Raw genomic sequence first — 22,997 nt, forward strand, 5'->3', positions numbered from 1 at the left:
ACTCACGGATGGATCCCGCCTGAACCCGTACGAAGGCTCAGGCGCTGGTCATAACGGTCGTACGACCGTCCTCGGATACCTTTCCTCCATCCGGAGCGCGAGAAACGCAGGAGTGCGAGAAACGCGGAGTACGGGTGGGATTGTGAGAAACGCGCCGCCCGCGATCGTCGCCGCCCGCGATCGTGGCGGCCGCAGGCTCGCAGCGGGCCGCGGAGTCACCCGATGGTGAAGGCGGGCCAGTCGAGCATAGTGAGGAGCTTGTGCAGGCCGGGCTTGACGTTGTGCAGCCGGATAGGCCGGCCCAGGGGGATGTCGGACAGCAGGGCCAGGGCGCGCAGGCCGTAGAGGTCGATGAACTGGAGCTCGGCGACGTCCACGGTTCCCGTCCCCGGCCTCGTCCACTCCCTGTGCAGGGCGTCGGCGATGGCGTCGCCGTTGGTGAGGTCGATCTGTCCGATCAGTCGAACGGCGCCGTCCTCCGAGGCGCGTACGGCGAGCTGCTTGTCGAGGTAGAGCAAGGTCTTCTTGTTCAGAGCGGATTCGAACGACCCATTGACGGTCATCATGTCGGTGCCGCCTTCCTGTAGAGGGGCAGCCACCTCCGAGCATCACCGTCGCTGCTCGCCGATGTCAACCGAACTGCCGTCCGGGTGACCGTACGGCCGATCACCGCTCCGACGCCGAATGACCCGCTGCCTGCGACGACGCCCTTTCAGCCCTACGGATGCGCAGTGACCTAACTCACGTTTATCGCAGGAAACGCGTTTCAGGGTTTGTGCGCGACGCCGCCGACGAAGGTGTGGTAGGTGATGCCGCGCTCGACGAAGTCGTCGGGGTCCGGCCGCCACTCGGCGAGCGGCACCAGGCCGGGTTCGAGGAGCGGCATGTCGCCGAAGAAGGCGAGGATCTCCTCGCGCGTGCGCCACCGGCCCGTGCCCAGGTTCTCGTTGAACAGCTTCTCCGCCGAGGTCGCCTGCGCCGACACCTCGGGCATGCCCGGCCCCGGGTTGTGGAAGTGGGACAGCGCCAGATAGCTGCCGGAGGGCAGGGCGTCACGGAAGCGGGCGGCGATCCCCTGGGGGTCCTCGTGGTCGTTGACGTGATGCAGGATCGCGAACAGCAGCAGGGCCACCGGCTGATCGAAGTCGATGAGCGCGCGGATCGCGGGGTGCCCCAGGATCGCCTCCGGGTCGCGGATGTCGGCCTCGACGACCGTGGTGCTCCCGTTCGTGGCGAGCAGCGCCCGGCCGTGGACGAGCACGATGGGATCGTTGTCGACGTAGACGACGCGTGCCTCCGGGGCGACCGCCTGGGCCACCTCGTGCACGTTGCCCTGCGTCGGCAGGCCCGAGCCGATGTCGAGGAACTGCCGGATGCCCGCCTCGGCCGCCAGGTGGCGGACGACGCGCCGGAGGAAGGCGCGGTTCGCCCGGCCCGCCGCGGGGGCGTCCGGCGCGATCCGCAGCGTCGCCTCGCCCACCTGCCGGTCGATGGCGAAGTTGTCCTTGCCGCCGAGGAAGAAGTCGTAGACACGGGCGATGCTCGGCTTGCTCGTGTCGATCCTGGTGTTCTCCCGGTCGTGCTCGGCCGGGGCGCCACCCGCGTGCTGGTCGTTGTCGGCCATGACCCGTCCTGTCCCTCGCTGCACCGGTTCAGATCTTGATCATGGTAAGGCCGCCGGGCGCCGGGGGAAGGATGTTTGCGATAAATGGCACGAACAGATCGGTCAACGGAGAAGAGCGGCCGTGGTGGGCGGCCGCCGGAAGCGGCCGCCCGGGAGCATCAGACGCTGACGCCGACCCCGCCGCGCGTCTGCGCGCCGTAGCGCTCCATGTCCTTGGCGAGGTCGAGCGGCTTGATCTGGGCGCGTCCTTCCAGGATCTCGCCGGTGAGCAGGTCGGCCGGCACCAGCCAGGAGACCTCGAACTCCAGCCCGTCCGGATCCTTTGCGTACAGGGCCTTGGTGGTCGAGTGGTCGGACGCGCCGACCAGGGCGTTCATCTCCGTCAGCCTGGTCGCGATCCGGTGCAGCTCGGCGAGCGTGTCGACCTCCCAGGCGAGGTGGTAGAGGCCGACCGTCGCGCGTCCGGCGGACGACGGCCCCGCCTGCGTCCCGATCTGGAACAGCCCGAGGTCGTGGTCGTTCGAGGAGCCCTCGGCCTGCAGGAACGCCGCCCCCGGGAACGCCTGCACGACGCGGAACCCGAGGGCCTCCTGGTAGAAGGCCACGCTGCGGGAGACGTCCCGCACGTACAGCACGGCGTGGTTGAGTCGCTGGACCGGCATGACGTCCTCCAAAAACTTGAACTCTCAAGTAATTGTACCTCGGTGGGTTTCCCGGAAACTGTCGGTGGCAGGTCGTACCGTGGCCACGGGCAGCCGCCAGGGGGTGGCGCAGCCGCCCACCGGCGCACCGCGCGGCGCCGGAAGTGGGCGGTCCGGTAGCGGCGCCGGCGACGAGGCCGGTGGAGGGGGACGTCATGATCGTGGACAGGGCGACGCGGGAGCACGAGGACAACCTGGTCCTGTTCCGGGCGGTGCACGAGGTCGCGGTCCGTCATGCCGGCGCGCCGTTCCAACAGGTGATCTCGGCGCTGGCCGTAGCCCTGCCCGGCTCGCCCCGGCTGGCCGCCGACGAAATGCGGCGCATCGCCGAGGAGATCAGCCTCGGCCGCGACCCCTCGGGCCTGTGAGCCGCTGAGCACGGGGCGGCGGCCCTGCACAGCCGCCGCCGGCGCCGGCCCGGACCCGGCGACGGCCTGAGCGTGACCGTCCCAGCCTCCCGGGCGCACGGCGGAAGCGGAGCAGGTCCCTGCCGAGAGGATGGGGCGGACGGCGGAGGTGTCAGGACTTCCAGCGGATCGGCATGTTCTGTCCCAAGGCGCAGGTGGTGGGCTGCGATCCGCAGAAGGCGGCCTGCAGGTCGAGCGAGCGGGTCTTGGTGATCGGTTCCTGCGACTGTCCCATGACGAAGGTGGGGGCGACGGTCCCGTTGAGGCTCTGGTTGAACCTGCCCGCGCCGGACCTGCTCTGGACGCCGCTCGCCCGTCCTCCTCTGATCACCTGACCTCCGCCTCCACCCGGCCCGTGGACGCGGAAGGCCGCGAGCCCCTCTCGTGCGGGTGGCGGGGTGACATGCGCCGTCGCCGGCTGCGCGACGCAGATCCCCGTTGCCGGGATCATGAGCGCGGCCAGGGCCAGCCGCCGGGCCGTGAGGACCACGGTGTCGACGGGGGGCCGCGTCCAGTAGCGGGACATCTCGGTATACGCCTTCCTGCTGGACGGTGGGCGGTGAGCGCCGCCCGTCCGGTTCTGCGGAACGGCGGCCTCATACCCCGCCGGAGCAGGGCCGTGACCCGAGCTGGGCAAGATCGGCGCAGGTCCTTACGGGTTCTTGGCGCCCGGCCGGGCGCTCGCGTCGCGTTTTCGAAGGTCATGCCGACACCGCCGGTGCGTACGCGGAGCCGCTGGATCGGGACCCGGTGCGCCGGCCCCCGCGATGGCGCGGCCGGCATGCCGGCCGCGGCAGAGGGCCGATATCACCAGGTCTCGGTCGACATCAGGCCTTCGACATCGGCTGCTGGATCGCTGGGGCGGCGTCGGCCGGACCGGCGGCGATGACTGCGTCGAGAATGCCTTGTGACGCCTGCAGGTCTTTGATCGCCTGGGTGATGCGCTCGCGCTCTTTGCGCAGGTGCGCTACCAGGTCGGAGCACACGGGCGCGAGGTTCGGGCCGTCGTCGCGGACGCATGGCAGTACCTGGACGATGGTGGCGGTTGGTAGCCCGGCTGCGAGCAGGGTGCGGATGCGCCGGACCGTGTTCACATCCGCGTCGCTGTAGACCCGGTAGCCGCTCGGCAGTCTCATCGGGGCCAGTAGCCCCTGTTCTTCGTAGTAGCGCAGCAGTCGCTCGCTGACCCCGGTGCGGCGGACCATCTCCCCGATGCGCATGTGATCTGCACCTCACCACGTTGACTCTCACATCGATGTGAGACTTTAGCGTTCCGGTCATGACCACCAGCACAGCGGCCTCGGCAACCGCGCCCCCTTTCCCGTCTGGACTGCGCCGGGCAGCCGCCTTGGCGGTGCTCACCGCGTGTGTGTTCGTCGTAGGCACCGCCGAGTGGGTCATGGTCGGGCTGCTGCCGGAGCTGTCGGCTGATCTGCACCGTCCGCTGCCGATCACCGGTTCTCTGCTGACCTGGTACGCCCTCGTGGTCACCGTAGCCGGTCCGCTGGTGACGGTGGCGATGTCGCGCCTCGCCCGCCGCCGCGCGCTGCTGGTCTTACTGGGCGTGTTCGTCGCCGGCAACCTTGCCGCAGCTGTGGCGGGCAGCTTCGGAGCCCTGGTGGCAGCCCGGATGCTGACCGCGCTCACCCACAGCACGGCCTTCGCGGTGACGGTGGTGATCGCAGTGGCGATGACACCGGTGGCAGGCCGCGGCCGGGCCATCGCCGTCGTGACGGCCGGCTGGAACCTGGCCACCGTCCTCGGCGCGCCCTTGGGAACCTGGGTTGGCGGCCAGTTCGGCTGGCGAACCACCTTCTGGGCCATCGCCGCCCTCGCCGCTCTCGTCCTCTGCGCCGTGGCCGCACTCGTACGCCCACCCGCACCGCGGGAGGCCGCCCGTCCCACTGGCGAGGTGCGGGGCATGCTCCGGCCCAGGGTGGCCCTGGTGCTGGCGATCATCGTGTTGGCGCAGGCCGGCCTTTTCACCACCTACACCTACATCGCCCCGCTGCTGCGGCAGGTCAGCGGCTTCACCGACTCCGCGGTCACCACGCTGCTCGCCCTCTTCGGCCTGGGCGCGGTCGGGGGCAACATCCTCGGCGGCCGCCTGGCCGACCGCGCCCCGTGGGCAGGACTGTGCACCCTGTTGACCGCCCTGGCCGGCATGCTCGCTGTGTTCACGCTCACCAGCGAAGTCCGATGGACGGCGGCCGCCACCGTGCTCGCCCTCGGCGTGATCGCCGCGGCCCTCATCCCTGTGCTGCAGGACCGGGCCCTGGCCGCCGCACCCGAGGCGCCCACCCTGGTCACCGCGATCAGCGCCTCCGCCTTCAACCTCGGCATCGCCGGCGGCTCCCAACTCGGCGGCCAAGCCCTCACCACCGGCCTCACCCTGCACGACCTGCCCTGGGTCGGTGCCCCGGTGGCCGCGGGCGCCGTGCTCCTCGCGCTCGGGGCCGTCCGTCGATCACGTACCACCACGGTGACCGCGTAGTGGTCCCGCTGAGAGACAAAGGAGAGACACCTATGTCCACTGCCCTGCCTAGCTCCAGCCTCGGCCGCGTGGTGCGCGGCACCGGCCCTGGCCTGCTGCTCGCCCATGGTGCCGGCGGCGGTATAGACGCCAACTACGGCCCCATCCTGGACACCTTGGCCGCCCACCATACCGTCGTCGGGCCGGACTATCCCGGCACCGGACGCACCCCTCGGGCTGAAGCTCCGCTTTCCCTGGACGGCCTGGCCGATGAGCTGGTCGCCACCGCCGTGGAGGAGGGCGTGGAGACCTTTGCCATCGCGGGGTACTCGCTCGGCAGTGCGGTCGCCATCCGGGCTGCCACCCGTCACCCTGATCGCGTGACCGCGCTGGTCCTCACCGCGGGCTTCGCCCACCCCAACCCGCGGTTCCTGCTCGCGGCCCGGATGTGGCGCGACCTGCTCTGCGCGAACGATCTGGAGCGCCTGGCGCGTTTCGTGTCTCTCATCGGCCTCAGCGCCCCAGCCCTGGACGCCGTCAGCCAGGACGACCTCGACGCGGCCATCAAGACCACCGCGGCCACGATCCCGCCGGGCACGCTGGAGCACCTCGACCTGGCCATCAATCGCGTCGACGTACGGGCTGATCTCACCGCGCTCACGGTGCCGGCCCTCGTCATCTCCACCACGCTCGACCAGCTCGTCACCCCGCACCACCACCGGCAGCTCGGCAACGGCATCCCCGGGGCGCGCTACGCCGAGATCCCAACCGGGCATCTGCCATTCATCGAGCAGCCCGAGCAGTGGGCCGCCCTCATCCTCGACTTCCTCCGCGACAGCCGCACCTGACGGCAGCCCCGCACTCACACACTCCCTAGCTCTAGCCGTGCAGGAGAGCGGCCGGGTCGGCCATGACCTGCTCGATCACCTGGCCGGCCGCGCCGAGGGCGGCCGCCTCGGCGCCGAGCCGTGACACGACCACGGGCGGCACGGCGCCGCGCATCTGACCGAGACGGGCCTTCAGCGTGTCGGCGACCATGTGGCCGATCCAGGGGAAGAGCGGCGCGTAGATCCCGCCGAGGACGATCGCGTCGGGGTCCACGAGGTTGACCGCCGACGACAGGGCCACGCCGAGCGCCCAGGCCGCCCGCTCGCATGCGGCACGCGCGTTCTCGTCACCCTCCCGCAGCCGGGAGAGCACCCACGCCACGCCCTGCTGGGCGGGCAGGAGCATCTCCGGCGAGGGCGGCACCGATGTCACAGCCGATGCCAGGGCCGGTGCCGGGGCCGGGGCCGGAGTCAGCGCCTTCGCCGGGGGCGCGTGATCGAGGTGTGGAGGCATCCCGTCGCCGAGCGGCACGCCGGACGTCGCCTCCCCACTCGCGTGCGCAGCGCCGGCCGCTTCGTCCGGCCCCTTGCGTGCCGCTCCGGCCGCTCCGGCCGGTTCGTCCGCGTCCCTGTGCGGCGGGCCGGCTGGCACGTTCCCGGGTGCTCCGGCAGGGAGCGCTCCGGCCGGGGCCGCTCCGAGGGCGGGGCGGTCAGAGGCGGCGGCGCGGGCGGCGGTCAGGAGGGCGTCCTGGCCCGCGTACTGTTCGAGGCAGCCCCGCCCCCCGCAGCGGCACGGCGGGCCGTCGGGGGAGACGACGACGTGCCCGAGCTCCCCGGCGAAGCCGTGCGCGCCCCGGAAGAGCCGGCCGCGGACCACGAGACCCGCACCGATGCCGATCTCTCCCGACACGTGCAGGAAGTCGGGCAGCCCCGACCCGAACCACAGCTCGCCGAGCGCGGCCAGGTTGGCCTCGTTCTCCACCCGTACGGGGAAGGGGAACCGCAGGAGCGACGCCAGCGGCACGTCCCGCCAGCCGAGGTTCGGCGCGTTGTGGACGACCCCGCTGGTCATGTCCACAGGGCCGGGCACGGCCAGCACCCCGCCGACCACGCGCAGGCCCTTCTCCACAGCTTCGTCCACAACCGCGGAGGTCAGATCCCCTAGTCGCGCGATCACATCCACAGGGGGCGCGGCCCGGTTGTCCACAGCCTGTGTACGGCGCAGCCGTACCGTCCGGGCGAGGTCGACCACGCACACCGCGAGGTAGTCGACGTTGATCTCCAGTCCGAGGGCGGCGACGCGCTGCCCGCTGATCCGGATCTCGACCCCGGGCCTGCCGCGCTCGCCGTCCCGGACGGCGCCGGTCTCCACCACGAGCCCGCCCTCGATGAGGTCGCCGACGAGCTTGGACACGGTCGTCTTGGTCAGGCCGGTCATCTCGGCGAGGGCGGCCCGGGTCACCGATCCCCGGGCGCCGACCGCGCCGAGGACGAGCGCCAGGTTCCGGGCGCGCATCGCGTCGTGCCGCAGGGCCTGCGTCATCGCACCCTCCACGCCGCCTCGTACCGCCTGCGGCTCTCGCGCTCCCTCACGCGTGCGGTCCGCCTCACGCCGTTTCCGCCTGCGTCATCGAAGCCTCCACGCGACTTCCGCCTCACGCCCGAACGGGCTGCGTCATCACATCCTCCACTGCCTTGCGTTGAGAACGCGGACACACCCCCTTGACCGTGCGGCTCCTCACGTCGGATATTTAGTCCACAACATAGACTAATTCGGAGGCGATTCATGTACACCCCCACTCCCGAGGACCGTTTCACGTTCGGGCTGTGGACCGTCGGCTGGCAGGCGCGCGACCCGTTCGGCGACGCCACCCGGGCCCCGCTGGACCCGGTCGAGAGCGTCCACCGCCTGGCCGAGCTCGGCGCGTACGGTGTGACCTTCCACGACGACGACCTCCTCGCGGTGGAGCAGGACCGGGCCAAGGCCATCGAGAGCTTCAAGAAGGCTCTCAGCGAGACCGGCATGAAGGTGCCGATGGCCACGACCAACCTGTTCACCCACCCGATCTTCAAGGACGGCGGTTTCACCAGCAACGACCGCGACGTCCGGCGCTACGCGCTGCGCAAGGTCATGCGCAACATCGACCTCGCCGCCGAGCTCGGGGCCACGACGTACGTGTGCTGGGGCGGCCGTGAGGGCGCCGAGTCCGACGCCGCCAAGGACGTGCGGGTCGCGCTCGACCGCTACAAGGAGGGCTTCGACCTCCTGTGCCAGTACGTGATCGACAAGGGCTACGACATCCGGTTCGCCGTCGAGCCCAAGCCGAACGAGCCGCGCGGCGACATCCTGCTGCCGACGATCGGCCACGCCCTGGCCTTCATCAACTCGCTGGAGCACCCCGAGATGGTGGGCCTCAACCCCGAGGTCGGCCACGAGCAGATGGCCGGGATGAACTTCGTCCACGGCATCGCCCAGGCGCTGTGGCACGGCAAGCTGTTCCACCTCGACCTCAACGGCCAGCACGGCCCGAAGTACGACCAGGACCTCGTCTTCGGCCACGGCGACGTGAAGAGCGCGTTCTTCCTCGTCGACCTGCTGGAGAACGGCGGCTACGACGGCCCGCGCCACTTCGACTACAAGCCGCTGCGCACCGAGGACAAGGAAGACGTCTGGGACTCGGCGGCCGCGAACATGCGGACCTACCTCATCCTCAAGGAGAAGTCGAAGGCCTTCCGCGCCGACCCCGAGGTGCAGGAGGCGCTGGCCGCCAGCAAGCTCACCGAGCTGGCCCAGCCGACCCTGGCCGAGGGCGAGACCTACGACGACGTCCTCGCGGAGTCGATCGACGTGGACGAGGTGGCCGCCCGCGGCTTCCACTTCACCCGGCTCAACCAGCTCGCGCTGGAGCACCTCCTCGGCGTGCGCGGCTGACCGGCCCGTCGAGAGAGTGACGACGAGAGCGGAGGGACGACTGTGACGCTGGTCGCGGGGGTCGACTCGTCGACCCAGAGCTGCAAGGTCGTCATCCGGGACGCGGAGAGCGGGGCCCTCGTGCGCGAGGGCCGCGCCTCCCACCCCGACGGCACCGAGGTCCATCCCGAGCACTGGTGGACCGCGCTGCAGAGCGCGATCGAGCAGGCGGGAGGGCTGGCGGACGTCGCCGCGGTGAGCGTGGCGGCTCAGCAGCACGGCATGGTCTGCCTCGACGAGGACGGCGAGGTGGTCAGGCCCGCCCTGCTGTGGAACGACACCCGTTCGGCCGGGGCGGCGGCCGACCTGGTCGCCGAGCTGGGCGGCCCGAAGGCGTGGGCCGAGGCCGTCGGCAGCGTCCCGGTGGCCTCCTTCACGGTGACCAAGCTCCGCTGGCTCGCCCGCAACGAGCCGGACAACGCCCGCCGTACGCGGTCGGTGTGCCTGCCGCACGACTGGCTCACCTGGCGGCTCGCCGGGCGGCCGGGTGTGATCACGACCGACCGGGGCGACGCCTCCGGCACCGGTTACTGGTCGCCCGTCACCGGCGACTACCGGACGGACCTGCTCGAACTGGCCATGGGAAGGGTGCCGGAGCTGCCCCGTGTCCTCGGCCCCGCCGAGCAGGCGGGAACGGCCGAGCAGGGCGGCGCGCTGCTCGCCCCCGGCACCGGGGACAACATGGGGGCGTCGCTCGGCGTCGGCATGCGGCCCGGTGACGTGGTGGTGTCCATCGGCACCTCGGGTACGGCGTTCGCCGTCTCCGACGCGCCGTCCGCCGACCCGTCCGGGGGGGTCGCCGGGTTCGCCGACGCCACCGGCCGCTACCTGCCGCTGGTCGCCACGCTCAACGCGGCACGGGTGCTGGACGCCGCCGCCCGGATGCTCGGGGTGAGCCCCCAGGGGCTGAGCGACCTCGCCCTGCGGGCGCCCGCGGGTGCGGACGGGCTGGTGCTCGTGCCCTACCTGGAGGGGGAGCGCACCCCGAACCGTCCCGACGCCACGGGGTCGCTGCACGGGCTCAGGCTGGCCACGTCCACGCCCGAGCACCTGGCCAGGGCCGCGGTCGAGGGCATGCTCTGCGGCCTCGCCGACGCGCTGGACGCCCTCGGGGTGGAGCCGCAGCGGGTGCTGCTCATCGGCGGCGGCGCGCGCTCTGAGGCGGTGCGCCGCATCGCGCCGACCGTCTTCGGGCGCCCGGTGCTCGTGCCCACCCCTGGGGAGTACGTCGCGGACGGCGCGGCCAAGCAGGCCGCCTGGCTGCTGTCGGGGGAGCCGGAACCGCCGCTGTGGGACTCGGGCTCCGCCGAGCGCTACGAGGCCGATCCCACCCCTGGCCTGCGCGAGCGCTACCACGAGGCCGCGCGGGAGTAGACGTCCTGGGTGGGGCCCGGGGCCGCGTCCCCGAAGGGCCGCGTCCCTGAAGTCTGGGCCCCACCCTGAGACGACCCTGACCCCTTCTCGGGGGGATCTACGCGTTGTCCCGGATGTTAGGAACGGGCTGTACGCGGGATCCTCACCATATGGTCAAGAGGTTCTATCCCCTGCTCGCCGGCGGCGGCATCCTGCTCGCGGTCGTCACCGTGGTGACGGCGCAGGTGAGCGGGGATTCCTCCCTGGACCCCGTCTCCATGACGATCAGCGAGTACGCCGCCCGCGACGGGGGCGGCGCCATCGAGACGGCCATGGCCGTTCTCGGCCTGGCCTCGCTCGCGCTGCTGGCCGGGATGCGCGCGCTCGACGCGCCGGTGCACGGCTGGCCGGCCCGCCTCATCGGCCTGTGGAGCGTCGCGCTCATCGGCGCGGCCGTGGTTCCTTCGGGCACGGTCTGGCAGGGGGACATCCACGGCGCCCTGTCGGTGGCGGCCTTCGTGAGCGTGCCCGCCGCCGCCATCCAGCTGGTGGGCCGCCTGGCACAGGACGAGCGGTGGAAGGCCGTCGCCCGGCCGCTGGAGTGGCTGACGCTCGCCTCCGGTCTCGGCCTCGCGGCCATCACGTACGTCGCGCTGCCCGGCCACGGCGTCATGATCGGCCTGGTGGAACGGCTGCTGCTGACCGCAGAGGTGGCCGTCCTCGGAGTGCTCGCCGTACGGCTCGCGCAGCTTACGTGGGGGCCGACGCTCAGGGAGCGGATCGGCGGCCGGCGCGCCGTGCGCGACTTCCTGGTCCACCGCTGAGCCACGTTCACCGCTGAGCGGCGTTCACGGCTGAGCGGTGTTCACGGCTGAGCGATGTTCACCGCCGGCCGGACGGGGCGGCACGCCGGATCGTGCGGGCGCGGGGGCGCCGCACGGCCCGGGTGCTGCCTCGTCCGGCCGCCGGGGTCAGGGTTCGCCGAGCAGGTCGCGCAGGCGCTCGGCGTACGGCCGCCAGTCGAGGCCCCTTGCGGCCGCCCAGGCGTCGTCGTGGCAGGTCGCGAGATGGCGCTCGCCCGCGTCGCCGATCACGCCGACGACCTCTCCGTGCTCGCCCCGGTCGCGCATCCGGGTGATCAGTTCGAGGGCGGCCCACAGGTTCGTCCCCGTGGCGGCGCCGACCGCGAGCCCGGTCACCTGCCGTACGCGCCGGGCGGCGGCCACGCTCGCGGCGTCGGGCACGGGGACGACCAGGTCGACGACCGCGGAGTCGAAGGCGGGCTCCATCCGCGGCCGGCCGACGCCCTCGATGCGGCTCGGCATGCCCGTGGCGTAGTCGGGGGCGCCGGTGGCCCAGCCGGGGAAGTAGGCGGAGTTCTCCGGGTCGGCCACGGCGAGCCTTCCCCGCAGCCCGTGGGCCCGCAGGCGCCGGCCGATCGCGGCCGACGTCGCGCCGGTGCCCGCCCCGGCCACGATCCAGCGGGGACACTCGCCGACCTGCCCGAACAGCTCGTCGGCAAGGCTCGCGCCACGCCAGTCGACCTCGGCCGCCGAGCGGTAGTGGTCGAGATAGTGGCCGCCGATCTCTTCGGACAGGCGGGCGGCCTCCTCGTAGACGGCGAGCGGCGGATCGACGTACCGGCAGGTCCCGCCCAGTCGCTCGACACCGGCCCCGGAGGACTTCTTCGGCATCACCGCGATGTACGGCAGGCCGAGCAGCCGGGCGAAATAGGCCTCGGCGACGGCCATGGGACCGCCGGTGGCGTCGACCACGGTCGTCCCCTCGGTGATCCGGCCGGAGGCGACGGCCTGGGCGAACAGGGCACGGGCGAGGCGGTGCTTGAGACCACCGGTGGGCTGCGCCGACTCGTCCTTCAGCCACAGCCGGACACCCCATGCCCCGGGCAGCGGAAACGCGCGAAGCGGCGTCGTGCCCGCCTCTTCGCGCTCCCGATCCAGGCGCGCGAGGGCCTCGGCCGCCCATCCGCCGATCATGTCTGCCCTCCGGCCGTCGCGGTTCCGCGGCCCATACCCGCCCGCGTATGCCTGCTGTGCTCCCGTGCGGCACACTGACGCTCGCGTCGCTCGACCACCGACAAGAACGGACAGGACATCGTATGACCGAAGCCGTGAAGGGCCCCGCCAGCTACTTTCCCTCGATCGAGAAGAAGTACGGCCGGCCGATCGCCGAGTGGAAGGAGCTCATCCGCCGCTCGCCGCTGACCAAACACATGGAACTCGTCTCCTGGCTCAAGGCCGAGTACGGGCTGGGACACGGTCACGCGAACGCCCTCGTCGCGCACACCCTGGCCGAGGACGGCGCCGAGTAGCGGGCGTGTCCGGCGTGGCCGGGGCCGAGCCGGGCCCCGGTCCACGTCATGCCGGTCGGCGCCGGGTTGATCAGCGCTGTGCCGATCAGCGCTGGGCGGCCGTCAGCATCTTGAGCGCGTGCTCCACGAGCGTGACGAGCACGACCTTGGCCGAGGCGCGGCGCCGTACGTCGCAGAGCAGGACGGGGACGTCCGGGTCGAGGTCGAGGGCGATCCGCACGTCCTCGGGCTCGTGCCGGTCGGCTCCCTCGAAGCAGTTGACCGCGACGATGAACGGCGTGCCGCGCTGCTCGAAGTAGTCGATCGACGGAAAGCAGTCGGTCAGCCTGCGGGTGTCGGCCAGCACGACGGCCCCGAGCGCGCCGTAGGACAGCTCGTCCCACATGAACCAGAAGCGCTCCTGTCCGGGGGTGCCGAACAGGTAGACCACGAGCCCTTCCCTGATGGTGATGCGGCCGAAGTCCATGGCCACCGTCGTGGTCGTCTTGCCTTCCACGCCGTCGATGTCGTCGACGCCGACGCCGCGATCGGACAGCACCTCCTCGGTGCGCAGGGGGCGAATCTCGCTGATCGCGCCGACCAGCGTGGTCTTGCCGACGCCGAAGCCGCCGGCCACCAATATCTTGAGGGCGACCGGCTCCTCAGAGGGCGCGAAGGCCATTGATCACTTCCTTGAGAATGCGCTCGCTTGGCAGCGGCGCCACCTTGCCCGGAGCCCGTACGTCGACGAGCCCGAGGTCGTGCAGATCCCCGATCAGGACGCGGACCACGCCCAGCGGCAGGTCGATGTCGGATGCGATGTCCGCCACCGACGCGCCTCTGCGCGCGATCTCGAGGATCCGCCGCTGCTCGGGGCCAATGCCGGGGACGTCCCTCGGTGAGCCCGAGGTCGTCACCATGGTGATCAGGTCGAGCCTGGCCCCGGAGTGCCGTGCCCGGCCCCCCGTCAGCGCGTAGGGCCGGACCAACGGCCCGGCCTCCTCGTCCATCCACTGGGGTCCCGTCATGTGGCCGCCCATCTCATGGGGAGATCCGCCGCGGGTTGGTGGAGATGTGCTGGCCCACCCGCTTGACCAGCATCGCCATCTCGTACGCGATGTGCCCGACGTCGGCGTCCGAGGCGGCCAGGACGGCGAGGCAGGTGCCCTGGCCGGCGGCCGTGACGAACAGGAACGCGGCCTCCATCTCCACGATGGTCTGCCTGACCTCGCCGCCGCCGAAGTGCCGCCCCGCGCCCCGCGCCAGGCTCTGGAACCCGGCCGCGACCGCGGACAGGTGCTCCGCGTCCTCCCGGCTCAGCCCCTGGGAGGCGCCTACGACGAGACCGTCGGTGGAGAGGATCACCGCCTGGCGGACGGCGGCGACCCTGCTGATGAGATCGTCGAGCAGCCAGTTCAGTTCGCCGGTCGACGTCGCTTTGCCGGTCATTCGTCACCCTTCTCGCCGTGCGTGTTGTGTACGTGGTCGCCGGGTGCGGCCCCACCCGGCTGATCGGAGTCCTCCCTGCCCCGCAGCGCGCCGCGCTGGAAGGCGCTGAACATCGCCCTGGCCTCCTCCGGCGACCGCTCCTCCACGGGCGGGGCGGACAGCGGCGGTGTCTGCGGCCCCGTCTCCTGGGCGCGAAGCTGCGGGGCGATGTTGGCCTGGCGGACCCTGCGCGGCAGGCCGGCGTGGGTCCCGTTGGAGACGGGGCCCCTGGCCCGCTGCTTGCTCGTCCGCTGTGCCAGGCCGTTCGCGGCCACCCCCGCGGCGGCGGTCGCCGGCTCAGAGGACGGCGGGGCAGAGGGCGCCGGGGAGGGCGAAGCGGAGGGTGCGGCGGCCGGGCGCGGGTTCTCCAAGCCGGAGCCGAGGGACCGCGAGGAGAGGTCGTCGCGCGTGGCGGAGGGCACGGCCTCGGTCCGCTGGGCGGCCGGTGTGAAGAACGGGGACGGCTCTGACGCGCCCGTACGCTCCTCCAGGCCCTCCGTCTCCCAGGGGAACTCTCCGGGAACGCCGTCCGAGACGCCCGGCACGCTGCCCGGTGCGCCGCCGGGTGCGTCGCCCGCGAGCTCTCCGGCGAGCGTGCGGACCTCCCGGGGCTCACCGGCGGGGGCGGGGCCGCCCAGTCCGAGGTCGGCCTGGAGCGTGTCGCTGAGCGAGATGTCGGTGTCGTTGCCGCCGGCGGCCAGCGCGGGCTTCGCGTGGGCGCCGCGGGGGGCCGGGCCCGCCAGCGCCGCGGGCGAGCCCTCCTCCGTCATCAGGGCCCGGGGGATGAGCACGATCGCGGTCGTCCCGCCGTACGGCGAGCCCCGCAGGACCACCCCGATCTCGTGCCGGGCGGCGAGCTGGCCGACGACGAAGAGCCCGAGCCGGTCGCTGTCCGCCAGGTCGAACTCCGGCGGGTCGGCCAGCCGCGCGTTGATCTCGTCGTACTCCTCGGGCGTCAGGCCGAGACCGCGGTCCTCGATCTCCACCGCGAGCCCGTTGGCGACGACCTCCCCGCGCACCGCCACCTTCGTCTGCGGAGGCGAGAAGATCGTGGCGTTCTCCACCAGCTCGGCGATCAGGTGCACCACGTCGGCCACGGTCGCGCCGGCGATGGCGGCGTTGGGCATCGGCGCCATCGAGACGCGGGTGTAGTCCTCGACCTCGGAGATCGCCGCGCGGACCACGTCGATGAGCGGCACCGGCTTGCGCCACGACCGTCCGGGCGCGGAGCCGGACAGGATGATCAGGCTCTCCGCGTGGCGGCGCATGCGGGTGGTCAGGTGGTCGAGCCGGAACAGGTCCTCGAGGCTCTCCGGGTCCTCGGCGCGGCGCTGCATCGTGTCGAGCAGCGTGAGCTGGCGGTGCAGCAGGGTCTGCTTGCGGCGGGCCAGGTTGAGGAAGACCTGGCTGACGCCGCGGCGGAGGGCGGCCTGGCCGACGGCGGCCTCCACGGCCGTGCGCTGCACGGAACTGAACGCGTGCGCGACGTCCTCGACCTCGTTGGAGCCCGTCGCCTTGATCGGGGGCGCCTCGGCCTCGACGTCCACGTCCTCGCCCCGCCGCAGCTTCTCGACGACCTGCGGCAGCCGTACGTCGGCGAGTTCGCGCGCGGCGTCGCGCAGGCCGGCGAGGTCGCGGGCGAGACGGCGGCCGAACCGGACGGAGAAGACGATCGTGGCGATGATCACCACGAGGCCGAGCCCGCCGGCGATCAGGATGCGGAGCATGATCCCGGTGGCGACCGAGGTGGCGGAGACGCTGAGCGCGTCCGAGGCCTTCACCCGGGCCGAGTCGAGACGGAGGATCAGCTGGTCGATGGTCGGCGACCACTTCTCGGCGTCCGCGGGGAGCGGGCCGCCGGAGCGCACCTGGTTGACGATCTGGTTCTCCAGGGCGGTGAACCGGTCGAACAGCGGCGAGGTGAGCACCTGCTCGTACGGCGCCCGCATCTCACCGCTGAGGACGGGCCGGTTCTTGCCGTAGAGGAACCGCCGGGTGGCGACCCACTCGCTGAAGGCGTTCTGCTCGTCGGACGTCATCGTGCCGCTGGCGAGCGCGCCGCGCACGAGGGCGTCCTCACGAGTGATCATCTCGTGCGCGTTGCCCATTCCCTGCATGGCGCTGGCCTGCTGGAAGGTGGCCAGGTCGGGCACCGAGACGAGCCGCTCGTAGAGCGCGAACAGGTCGTCCATGATCGCGTTGTACGCGGTGATCGCGGTCAGCCTGTCGGACCTGCCGAGTGAGACGCCCTCCCGGATCGTGGGCAGGCGTTCGAGGGAGGACAGCAGGGACTCCAGGGGCGCCATGAGTTCGTCGCTCATGGCGTCGCGGGTCGCCTCGTCGTCGGCGGACTTCTTGAACCGGTCCGCGGCGGCGGTGGTCTTGGCCTGCTGGGCGGTGAGCGCGGCGGACGTCGTCTGGCCGCTGCTGAGGACGCCGGCGGTCAGGGCGCGTTCGGCCTGGATCTGGGTGCCCAGGTCGGTGGAGCTCACGCCGATGGTGTCGTACAGCGCCTTGGAACGCAGGAGGACGAGGCCGTCCCCGACCGTGAGTTTTAGGGCAAATCCCCACATAGCGCTCAACATGAGCAGTGGTAGGAGCAGCAACAAGAAGATCTTGAACCGAATCGACCGGTTTCTCGAACCCATAGCCCACTCCTGCATTGCTGGAGGCTCGCGCCGCATTTGGGGGGAAATGCACCTCCGGAAGATCGCACAGAAGGCTAGCACCGATACAGTTCTGGCGCAGTGGGAGGAACTGATGATTACAGTGATCACTGGGGCTGGTGCCGGAATTGGTGCAGCTTCTGCCCTTGATCTCGCCCGGCGAGGTCACCAAATCGTGCTCGTCGGACGGACCCCGGAGAAGCTGCGCGCGGTCGCGGACCGCGCGGAGCAGGCCGCTGGCAGCCGTCCGGACACGCTCCTCGCGGACTTCTCCTCCCTCGATCAGGTGCGCCGGCTGGCGGCGGATCTGCTCGCGCGGTACGAGCGCATCGACGTGCTGATCAACAACGCCGGCGTGATGACGTCCGACCGCCGGACCACCGTGGACGGCAACGAGTGGATGATGCAGGTCAACCACCTGGCGCCGTTCCTGCTGACGAACCTGCTCCTCGACCGGCTCACGGCGTCGTCCGCCCGGGTCGTCACCACCTCGTCCCGGGCCGCGAAGACCGGCCGCCTCGACCCCGCCGACCTGTCGAGGGAGCGGCGGCGCTGGAACGGCTGGCTGCAGTACGGCGACTCCAAGCAGGCCAACGCGCTGTTCACCGTGTCGCTCGCCGAGCGCGGCCTGGCCGCCACGTCCCTCCATCCCGGGGTGCTCAAGACCTCGTTCGCCGAGGGCACGTTCTTCATGAAGCTGGTGTGGCTCCTGCCCGGCATGGGCGAGCCGCCGGAGGCCGGGGCCGCGCGCCTCGTCCACCTCGCCACCCACCGCGACGGCGTCGATCACCCGGGCCGGTATTTCGTCAAGAACGCTCCCGTACGGGTGCCGGAGAAGATGTCCGACCCGGCTCTCGCCGCCGCCCTGTGGGACGCGAGCCTCGCCGCCACCGGTCTGTCCGCCTGAAGGAGCGCCGGCCTGGTATCGCCGGTCCCAGGAAGACGGGTCATCTGGCTGCTCACCCGGTCGCTTCCGCACCCTTGGTCACGGACGCGGAACGCGACCCGGCTCCATGAGAGCCGCACCGGGCCATCACACCCGGCCGTTCGCGGCCGGTCGAGGAAAGGAAGCAGCAGCCATGAGCACGCTCGCACTCGTCACGGGCGCCACCTCCGGAATTGGCAGGGCCTTCGCCGAGCGCCTGGCCGCCGGCGGCCACGACCTGGTGATCGTGGGCCGGCGGAAGGATCGCCTGGAGGAGTTCGCCGCCTCGCACCCCGAGGTCGGGGTGCGGACCGTGGCCGCCGATCTGTCGACCGACGAGGGCATCGACACGGTCGCCGAGATCTGCGCGGCCGAGCCGCTGACCATGCTCGTGAACAACGCGGGCGTAGCCCACTACATGCCGCTCGCCGAACTTTCCGCCGGCAAGGCCGCGGAGCTCGTGCACGTCAAGGTCGTCGCCCCGACGATGCTCACCCGTGCCGCCGTCGCGGGCATGCGGGAGCGCGGCGCGGGCACGATCGTCAACGTGGCCGGGATGATCGCCTTCAGCGGTCCCGCGCCGCACTCCCAGATGCCCCGCAGGGCCGTCTACGCCGGAACCCTGGCCCACCTCGTCGCGATGTCCCAGACCCTGAGCGCGGAGCTCGAGGGCACGGGAGTCACCGTGCAGGTGCTGTGCCCCGGCGTCGTGGCCACCGAGTTCCACGAGCGTCAGGGCCTCGACCTGAGCGCCGTGCCCCGCATGAGCGCCGAGGACGTCGTCACGGCCAGCCTGCGGGGCCTGGAGCTGGGCGAGACCGTCTGCGCCCCGGGCGTCGAAGACGCCGGACTCCTGGACGCGGTCTTCCAGGCCGAACTCGCCGCCTTCGGAGCCCAGAGCCCCAGGCTCGCCACGCGCTACCGGGCTGTCTGACTCGTCCCCGGAGGAGGGCGGGAAGAGTTCGGGCACTGTTCGCCCGCGGTTGCGCCGGTGCTCACGGACGGGTGGCTAAGGTCCGGCCGCATGACCGTGACCGCTCCCGTCCGCCCGTCCGGCAAGGCCGCCTCCCGCGACCCGCTGCTGGACAACGCCAAGTTCCTGGCCATCGTGCTCGTCGTTTCCGGGCATCTCGTCGAGGACCTGCGGGACGTCCCCGCGGCACACGCGCTCTACTTCTTCGTCTACCTCTTCCACATGCCGCTCTTCATCGTCGTCAGCGGCTATTTGTCCCGTAATTTCACGTTTTCTCCGGGTAAGGCGCGCAAGCTCATCAGTGGTCTCGCGGTGCCGTACGTCATCTTCGAGGTGGCCTATTCGCTGCCCCGCTTCTTCCTGTACGGCAAGCTCGAAATCAGCCTGCTCGACCCGTACTACCTGACCTGGTTCCTGATGTCGCTGTTCCTGTGGCGGCTGTCCACGCCGGTCTGGCAGCAGCTGCGCCATCCCCTGGTGATCGCGGTCGGGCTGTGCCTGCTGTCGGGCACCAGCGCCTTGCCCGACGAGTTGTCGATGAACCGCACGTTCGGCCTGCTGCCGTTCTACGTGCTCGGCCTCATGCTCACGCCCGAGCACCTCGACCTCCTGCGGCGGCGCCGGGCGAGGTTCGCGGGCGGGGCCGTCCTGGCGGCGGCGCTCGCCGCGGCGTTCGCCGTGCACACGCTCGTGCCGACGGAGTGGATCCGCTGGCGCCACTCCAACCACCAGATCGGCGTGGACGACCTGACCGGCACGCTGATCCGGCTTTCCATGCTGGTTGCCGGGGCCCTGCTGGTGGCGGCCTTCCTCGCGGTCACCCCGAGCCGCCGCACCTGGTTCACCGGACTGGGCGCCGCCACGATGTACGCCTACCTGCTGCACGGGTTCGCCGTGAAGGTCGCCGAGCGCTTCCACGACGTCCTCGTCAACCCGCTGGGCGTGACCGCCATGGCGGTCCTCGGAGCCGTCCTCGCGGCCCTGCTCTGCACGTCCCCGGTGCGCAGGGCGTTCCGGTGGGCGGTGGAGCCCGACGTCTCCTGGGCCTTCACCAGACTCCGCCGGCCCGTGAAGAGGGAGCCCGCCGCGCCGGCGCGATAGCCGTACGCGCGCGGGGCTGCCGCATCGATCGGGACCGCTCACGGCACCCGGGATTGTTTCGTTGGTGCGATCTGTGCCGCGGCCGGTGCGCACCAACGATCGTGCTCCTACAACCGGAACTCAGCCCACAGGAGGCGCACAGGAAGCAGAAAGGACTGCGATGAAAGCTTCGTCAGCAGCGGCGAGGAGCCTGATCCTGCTCGCCGCGCTGGTCGCCGGCGTGCTCGGGATCGCCGTTCCCGCACAGGCGGCCACCTACCACGTGACGGGCGCCGACGCCCAGGGCCTCGCCATCCAGAGCGAGCCCCACGTCAACCATGTGATCCGCTACGTGCCCAACGGCACCGCCCTGAACGTGAGCTGCCAGATCAACAACGGGGACCAGGTCGACGGACGGGTCCAGTACGGCCGGCCGTTCCGCACCTGGGACCGGCTCGCGGACGGAACATGGGTGTACGACTGGTACATGGACACCCCGACGGTGGCCACCGACGGCTACTCACCGGGGATCGCGCACTGCGACTCGGGATCGCTGCCGGCACTGGCGAGCGGCTGCGTCGACTGGCCGAGCTCGAAGTTCCTGCAGACCCCGCTGACCTCGGCGGCCAACGGAGGAAGCGGGTCCGTCGTCGCCAATCCGCACTACGGCACCGACTACCACGTCAACTGCGACACCACCGATCGCATGAACCAGTACTACGCGGTCGACCTGGGCATGCGGGCGGGTGACCCGGTGCTGTCCCCCGGCGGCGCCGGCACGGTCAAGTACGCCGGGTGGGCGCCTTCCGGGTGGGAGAGCTGCGGCCAGTACATCGTCGTGGACCACGGCGGCGGGTGGTGGAGCGTCGTGTGTCACCTCAGCGCCGTCCACGTCAGGACCGGCCAGACCATCACGAACAACACGATCATCGGCGCGGTCGGGGCCACCGGCACGTCCGAGGCGCACCTGCACTTCTCTCTGGTGAAGAACGCCTCCATCACCGCGGCGGGCGGGGTGTACGGCGGGCAGAGCGCGCGCCCCCGGCACCTCTACCACCTGGGCTGTGGTGGCGGCTACTACGACTGGATCTCCCAGGGCATGCAGGTCTGCTACTGACCTCCGCCGTCGCTCCGGACCGCCACCGGGCCGCCACCGAACCGTCACCGGGCCGGGCCCCGTCCAGGCCCCGGCCCGGTGGTCGCGTGCGGATCGTCACGCGTACGGCATGGCGCGGAACTTCCGGTATTACCTCCCCGTTCTTCCAAGTGATGGTGCAGAGTAGGGCGAATCGCGCGGCCGTCGGGGCTGGGTACGGAAAACGGCTCTGTCACGGCAGGGTGATACGGGGTAACCTGCGCATTCGCGGTGCAGCCAGGAGCGGTGAAAACGACGGGGTGGCGCGGGTGGTCGGCAGACAGGGCAGGGTCACGGGCAGGATCGGCCCCGGCCTTGTCGGCGAGGTGATGGTGCCCATCCGCGGGGGTGTCGAGGCGTTCTACGCCTATCCGAGCATTCCGGACGAGGAGATCTCAGTGGGGTCCATCGTCGTCGTCGTGGAGTACTCGCCCCCGCGCACCGTCTACGTCGCTCGCGCGGTCGTCTGACTCGCTCCCTCCTCCTTTCCCCCCACTACGCGGAGGCTCCCATGTCACCGGAGATCCTGGTCGTGGGCGGTGTGGCCATCGTCGCCGTCATCGTCCTCATCCTCCTGTTCAAGGCCATCTGGCGGGTGGCCGAGCCCAACGAGGCGCTGATCATCTCGGGCCTCGGCGCCCACACGAAGAACGAGCTGGCCGACAGCCTCGGCTTCAAGATCGTGACGGGCAAGGGCACGGCCGTGCTGCCCGGCTTCCAGACCGCCCGGCGGCTGCGGCTCGACAGCCGGGCCACGAACCTGCAGGTCAACTGCGTGACCCAGCAGGGCATCCCGGTCCAGGTGCGCGGCGTGATCATCTACAAGGTGGGCGACGACTTCACCAGCATCGCGAACGCCGCCCGGCGCTTCCTCGACCAGCAGGACTCGATGAACGGCGCCATCCACGAGCTGTTCACCGGCCACCTGCGCTCGATCATCGGCAACCTGACCGTCGAGGACCTCATCCTCAACCGCGAGCGGCTCACCAGCGAGACCCGCAGCTCGGCTGCCGACGAGATGAGCAAGCTCGGCCTGGTGGTCGACTCGCTGCAGATCCAGGAGATCGAGGACGAGACCGGCTACATCACGAACCTGGGCAAGCCGCACGCCGCGAAGATCGCCGCGGCGGCGCGCATCGCGGAGGCACAGCGCGATCAGGAGGCCACCGAGGCCGAGCAGGTCGCGGCCGCCAAGAAGGCCTCGGCCATCCGCGAGTCGCAGATCCAGCAGGCCGGCTACCAGGCGGAGGTGGACCAGGCGGCCGCCAAGGCCCGGCAGGCCGGCCCGCTATCGGAGGCCACCGCGCGCCAGGAGGTCGTCGTCCAGGAGACCAGGGCAGCGGAGCTGGAGGCCCAGCTCGCCGAGCAGCGGCTCCAGTCGCAGGTTCGCAAGCCCGCCGACGCCAAGGCGTACGAGACCGTCACGCTGTCCCAGGCTGAGCGCGACGCGCGCATCGCCCAGGCCGAGGCGGAGGCCAGGGAGACCGAGCTGCGCGCCGCCGCCCAGGCGTCCCAGGTGAAGCAGGCGGCGGCGGCCGACGCCGAGTCGGTGCGGGTGCGCGGCGAGGCGGCCGCGGCGGCGACCAAGGCGACGGGTCTGGGCGAGGCGGAGGCCGCCAAGGCGCGGGGTCTCGCGGAGGCCGAGGCGGCCAAGGCCAAGGGTCTGGCGGAGGCCGAGGCGGCCAAGGCCAAGGGTCTGGCCGAGGCCGAGGCGATCAGGGCGCGGTCGGAGGCGCTGCGGGAGAACCAGGAGGCCGTCATCGCCCAGCAGCTCGCCGAGAACTGGCCGCAGATCGTGGAGGCCGGCGCCAAGGCGTTCGGCAACGTCGACCACATGGTGGTGCTCAACGGCGCGCAGGGCATCGAGGAGATGCTGGCCAAGGCGCTCACGCTGGGCGGCACCGGGCTGGGCCTGGCCCGCTCCCTGCTGGCCGGCGGCACCCCGGCCGTGCCCAGTGTGAACGGCGCCGTTCCCCCGGCCGAGCCCCCGGCCAAGAGCCTCAAGGAGTCCTGACGGTCATCGGGGCCGGCCCGCTCATCCGCGGGCCGGCCCCGAGTGCCGG

General features: G+C 71.5%; 24 protein-coding genes. 13 read left to right on the top strand and 11 right to left on the bottom strand.

What is annotated here, in order from left to right:
* Nucleotides 1-215 precede the first annotated feature (215 nt).
* The 3 genes from ABZ860_RS01215 to ABZ860_RS01225 all read right to left on the bottom strand — a co-directional run bounded on the left by ABZ860_RS01215 (nt 216) and on the right by ABZ860_RS01225 (nt 2,286).
* Nucleotides 216-566 carry an STAS domain-containing protein gene (locus ABZ860_RS01215; RefSeq protein ID WP_357213320.1) on the bottom strand — a complete coding sequence of 117 codons (351 nt, stop codon included), beginning with the start codon at nt 564-566 and terminating at the stop codon, nt 216-218.
* 200 nt (nt 567-766) lie between these two features.
* Nucleotides 767-1,624: an SAM-dependent methyltransferase gene (locus tag ABZ860_RS01220; RefSeq protein WP_357213323.1), complete on the bottom strand. Its 858-nt coding sequence runs from the start codon at nt 1,622-1,624 to the stop codon at nt 767-769.
* Nucleotides 1,625-1,782: 158 nt separating this feature from the next.
* Nucleotides 1,783-2,286 carry a VOC family protein gene (locus ABZ860_RS01225; protein ID WP_357213326.1) on the bottom strand — a complete coding sequence of 168 codons (504 nt, stop codon included), beginning with the start codon at nt 2,284-2,286 and terminating at the stop codon, nt 1,783-1,785.
* A gap of 194 nt (nt 2,287-2,480) precedes the next feature.
* Here ABZ860_RS01225 and ABZ860_RS01230 point away from each other — a divergent pair, with 194 nt between their 5' ends.
* Nucleotides 2,481-2,693, top strand: a complete 213-nt coding sequence (locus ABZ860_RS01230; protein WP_357213329.1) for a hypothetical protein — start codon at nt 2,481-2,483, stop codon at nt 2,691-2,693.
* Between the two features lie 151 nt (nt 2,694-2,844).
* Here ABZ860_RS01230 and ABZ860_RS01235 read toward each other — a convergent pair whose 3' ends face one another.
* On the bottom strand, nt 2,845-3,258 hold the full coding sequence (locus ABZ860_RS01235) for a hypothetical protein (protein WP_357213331.1): 414 nt from the start codon (nt 3,256-3,258) through the stop codon (nt 2,845-2,847).
* A 301-nt stretch (nt 3,259-3,559) separates the two neighbouring features.
* Nucleotides 3,560-3,952 (bottom strand): MerR family transcriptional regulator, encoded by a 393-nt coding sequence (locus ABZ860_RS01240; protein WP_357213333.1) that lies wholly within the window; start codon nt 3,950-3,952, stop codon nt 3,560-3,562.
* A 59-nt stretch (nt 3,953-4,011) separates the two neighbouring features.
* On the opposite strand from ABZ860_RS01240, the gene ABZ860_RS01245 reads away from it, so the two are divergent.
* Both ABZ860_RS01245 and ABZ860_RS01250 read left to right on the top strand, forming a co-directional pair.
* Entirely contained in the window at nt 4,012-5,226 is a 1,215-nt protein-coding gene (locus tag ABZ860_RS01245) for an MFS transporter (RefSeq protein WP_357213336.1), read from the top strand.
* 32 nt (nt 5,227-5,258) lie between these two features.
* Complete coding sequence (locus tag ABZ860_RS01250) at nt 5,259-6,053, top strand: alpha/beta fold hydrolase (RefSeq protein WP_357213339.1); 795 nt, start codon at nt 5,259-5,261, stop codon at nt 6,051-6,053.
* A gap of 31 nt (nt 6,054-6,084) precedes the next feature.
* Here ABZ860_RS01250 and ABZ860_RS01255 read toward each other — a convergent pair whose 3' ends face one another.
* The gene (locus tag ABZ860_RS01255; RefSeq protein WP_357213341.1) at nt 6,085-7,575 is read right to left on the bottom strand and encodes an ROK family transcriptional regulator; all 1,491 of its coding nucleotides are present in this window, start codon (nt 7,573-7,575) and stop codon (nt 6,085-6,087) included.
* 243 nt (nt 7,576-7,818) lie between these two features.
* Between ABZ860_RS01255 and xylA the strand changes: the two genes are divergently transcribed.
* The 3 genes from xylA (at nt 7,819) to ABZ860_RS01270 (ending at nt 11,180) form a co-directional block, all read left to right on the top strand.
* Nucleotides 7,819-8,964, top strand: coding sequence for a xylose isomerase (xylA, locus tag ABZ860_RS01260; protein ID WP_357213344.1), 1,146 nt, complete (start codon nt 7,819-7,821; stop codon nt 8,962-8,964).
* A gap of 42 nt (nt 8,965-9,006) precedes the next feature.
* Entirely contained in the window at nt 9,007-10,377 is a 1,371-nt protein-coding gene (xylB, locus tag ABZ860_RS01265; protein ID WP_357213347.1) for a xylulokinase, read from the top strand.
* A gap of 149 nt (nt 10,378-10,526) precedes the next feature.
* Nucleotides 10,527-11,180: a DUF998 domain-containing protein gene (locus tag ABZ860_RS01270; protein WP_357213349.1), complete on the top strand. Its 654-nt coding sequence runs from the start codon at nt 10,527-10,529 to the stop codon at nt 11,178-11,180.
* Nucleotides 11,181-11,327: 147 nt separating this feature from the next.
* Here ABZ860_RS01270 and ABZ860_RS01275 read toward each other — a convergent pair whose 3' ends face one another.
* A complete protein-coding gene (locus ABZ860_RS01275; protein WP_357213351.1) occupies nt 11,328-12,353 on the bottom strand; it encodes a pyridoxal-phosphate dependent enzyme in 1,026 nt (341 codons plus the stop codon).
* A 122-nt stretch (nt 12,354-12,475) separates the two neighbouring features.
* Between ABZ860_RS01275 and ABZ860_RS01280 the strand changes: the two genes are divergently transcribed.
* Nucleotides 12,476-12,688: a DUF4287 domain-containing protein gene (locus tag ABZ860_RS01280; protein ID WP_357213353.1), complete on the top strand. Its 213-nt coding sequence runs from the start codon at nt 12,476-12,478 to the stop codon at nt 12,686-12,688.
* Between the two features lie 85 nt (nt 12,689-12,773).
* On the opposite strand, the gene ABZ860_RS01285 is transcribed toward ABZ860_RS01280, so the two are convergent.
* The 4 genes from ABZ860_RS01285 to ABZ860_RS01300 are packed head-to-tail and all read right to left on the bottom strand — an operon-like array spanning nt 12,774 to nt 16,728.
* Nucleotides 12,774-13,349: an ATP/GTP-binding protein gene (locus tag ABZ860_RS01285; protein WP_357213355.1), complete on the bottom strand. Its 576-nt coding sequence runs from the start codon at nt 13,347-13,349 to the stop codon at nt 12,774-12,776.
* A complete protein-coding gene (locus ABZ860_RS01290) occupies nt 13,330-13,695 on the bottom strand; it encodes a DUF742 domain-containing protein (RefSeq protein WP_357213357.1) in 366 nt (121 codons plus the stop codon). The genes ABZ860_RS01285 and ABZ860_RS01290 overlap by 20 nt, the downstream gene beginning before the upstream one ends.
* Before the next feature lie 13 nt (nt 13,696-13,708).
* Nucleotides 13,709-14,116: a roadblock/LC7 domain-containing protein gene (locus ABZ860_RS01295; protein ID WP_030507694.1), complete on the bottom strand. Its 408-nt coding sequence runs from the start codon at nt 14,114-14,116 to the stop codon at nt 13,709-13,711.
* The gene (locus tag ABZ860_RS01300; protein ID WP_357213359.1) at nt 14,113-16,728 is read right to left on the bottom strand and encodes a nitrate- and nitrite sensing domain-containing protein; all 2,616 of its coding nucleotides are present in this window, start codon (nt 16,726-16,728) and stop codon (nt 14,113-14,115) included. Before ABZ860_RS01300 ends, ABZ860_RS01295 begins: the two co-directional genes overlap by 4 nt.
* 187 nt (nt 16,729-16,915) lie before the next feature.
* Here ABZ860_RS01300 and ABZ860_RS01305 point away from each other — a divergent pair, with 187 nt between their 5' ends.
* From ABZ860_RS01305 to ABZ860_RS01330, 6 genes are all read left to right on the top strand, one after another.
* On the top strand, nt 16,916-17,728 hold the full coding sequence (locus tag ABZ860_RS01305) for an SDR family NAD(P)-dependent oxidoreductase (RefSeq protein ID WP_357213362.1): 813 nt from the start codon (nt 16,916-16,918) through the stop codon (nt 17,726-17,728).
* Nucleotides 17,729-17,900: 172 nt separating this feature from the next.
* Nucleotides 17,901-18,680 carry an SDR family NAD(P)-dependent oxidoreductase gene (locus ABZ860_RS01310; RefSeq protein WP_357213365.1) on the top strand — a complete coding sequence of 260 codons (780 nt, stop codon included), beginning with the start codon at nt 17,901-17,903 and terminating at the stop codon, nt 18,678-18,680.
* Nucleotides 18,681-18,770: 90 nt separating this feature from the next.
* Entirely contained in the window at nt 18,771-19,820 is a 1,050-nt protein-coding gene (locus ABZ860_RS01315; RefSeq protein WP_357213368.1) for an acyltransferase family protein, read from the top strand.
* Nucleotides 19,821-19,980: 160 nt separating this feature from the next.
* Complete coding sequence (locus tag ABZ860_RS01320; RefSeq protein WP_357213372.1) at nt 19,981-20,916, top strand: M23 family metallopeptidase; 936 nt, start codon at nt 19,981-19,983, stop codon at nt 20,914-20,916.
* 287 nt (nt 20,917-21,203) lie between these two features.
* Nucleotides 21,204-21,404, top strand: a complete 201-nt coding sequence (locus ABZ860_RS01325) for a hypothetical protein (protein WP_357213375.1) — start codon at nt 21,204-21,206, stop codon at nt 21,402-21,404.
* A gap of 41 nt (nt 21,405-21,445) precedes the next feature.
* On the top strand, nt 21,446-22,948 hold the full coding sequence (locus ABZ860_RS01330; RefSeq protein ID WP_357213378.1) for an SPFH domain-containing protein: 1,503 nt from the start codon (nt 21,446-21,448) through the stop codon (nt 22,946-22,948).
* Nucleotides 22,949-22,997 lie beyond the last annotated feature (49 nt).

The sequence above is a fragment of the Microbispora sp. NPDC046973 genome (genome assembly GCF_040644495.1).
GTDB lineage: Bacteria > Actinomycetota > Actinomycetes > Streptosporangiales > Streptosporangiaceae > Microbispora.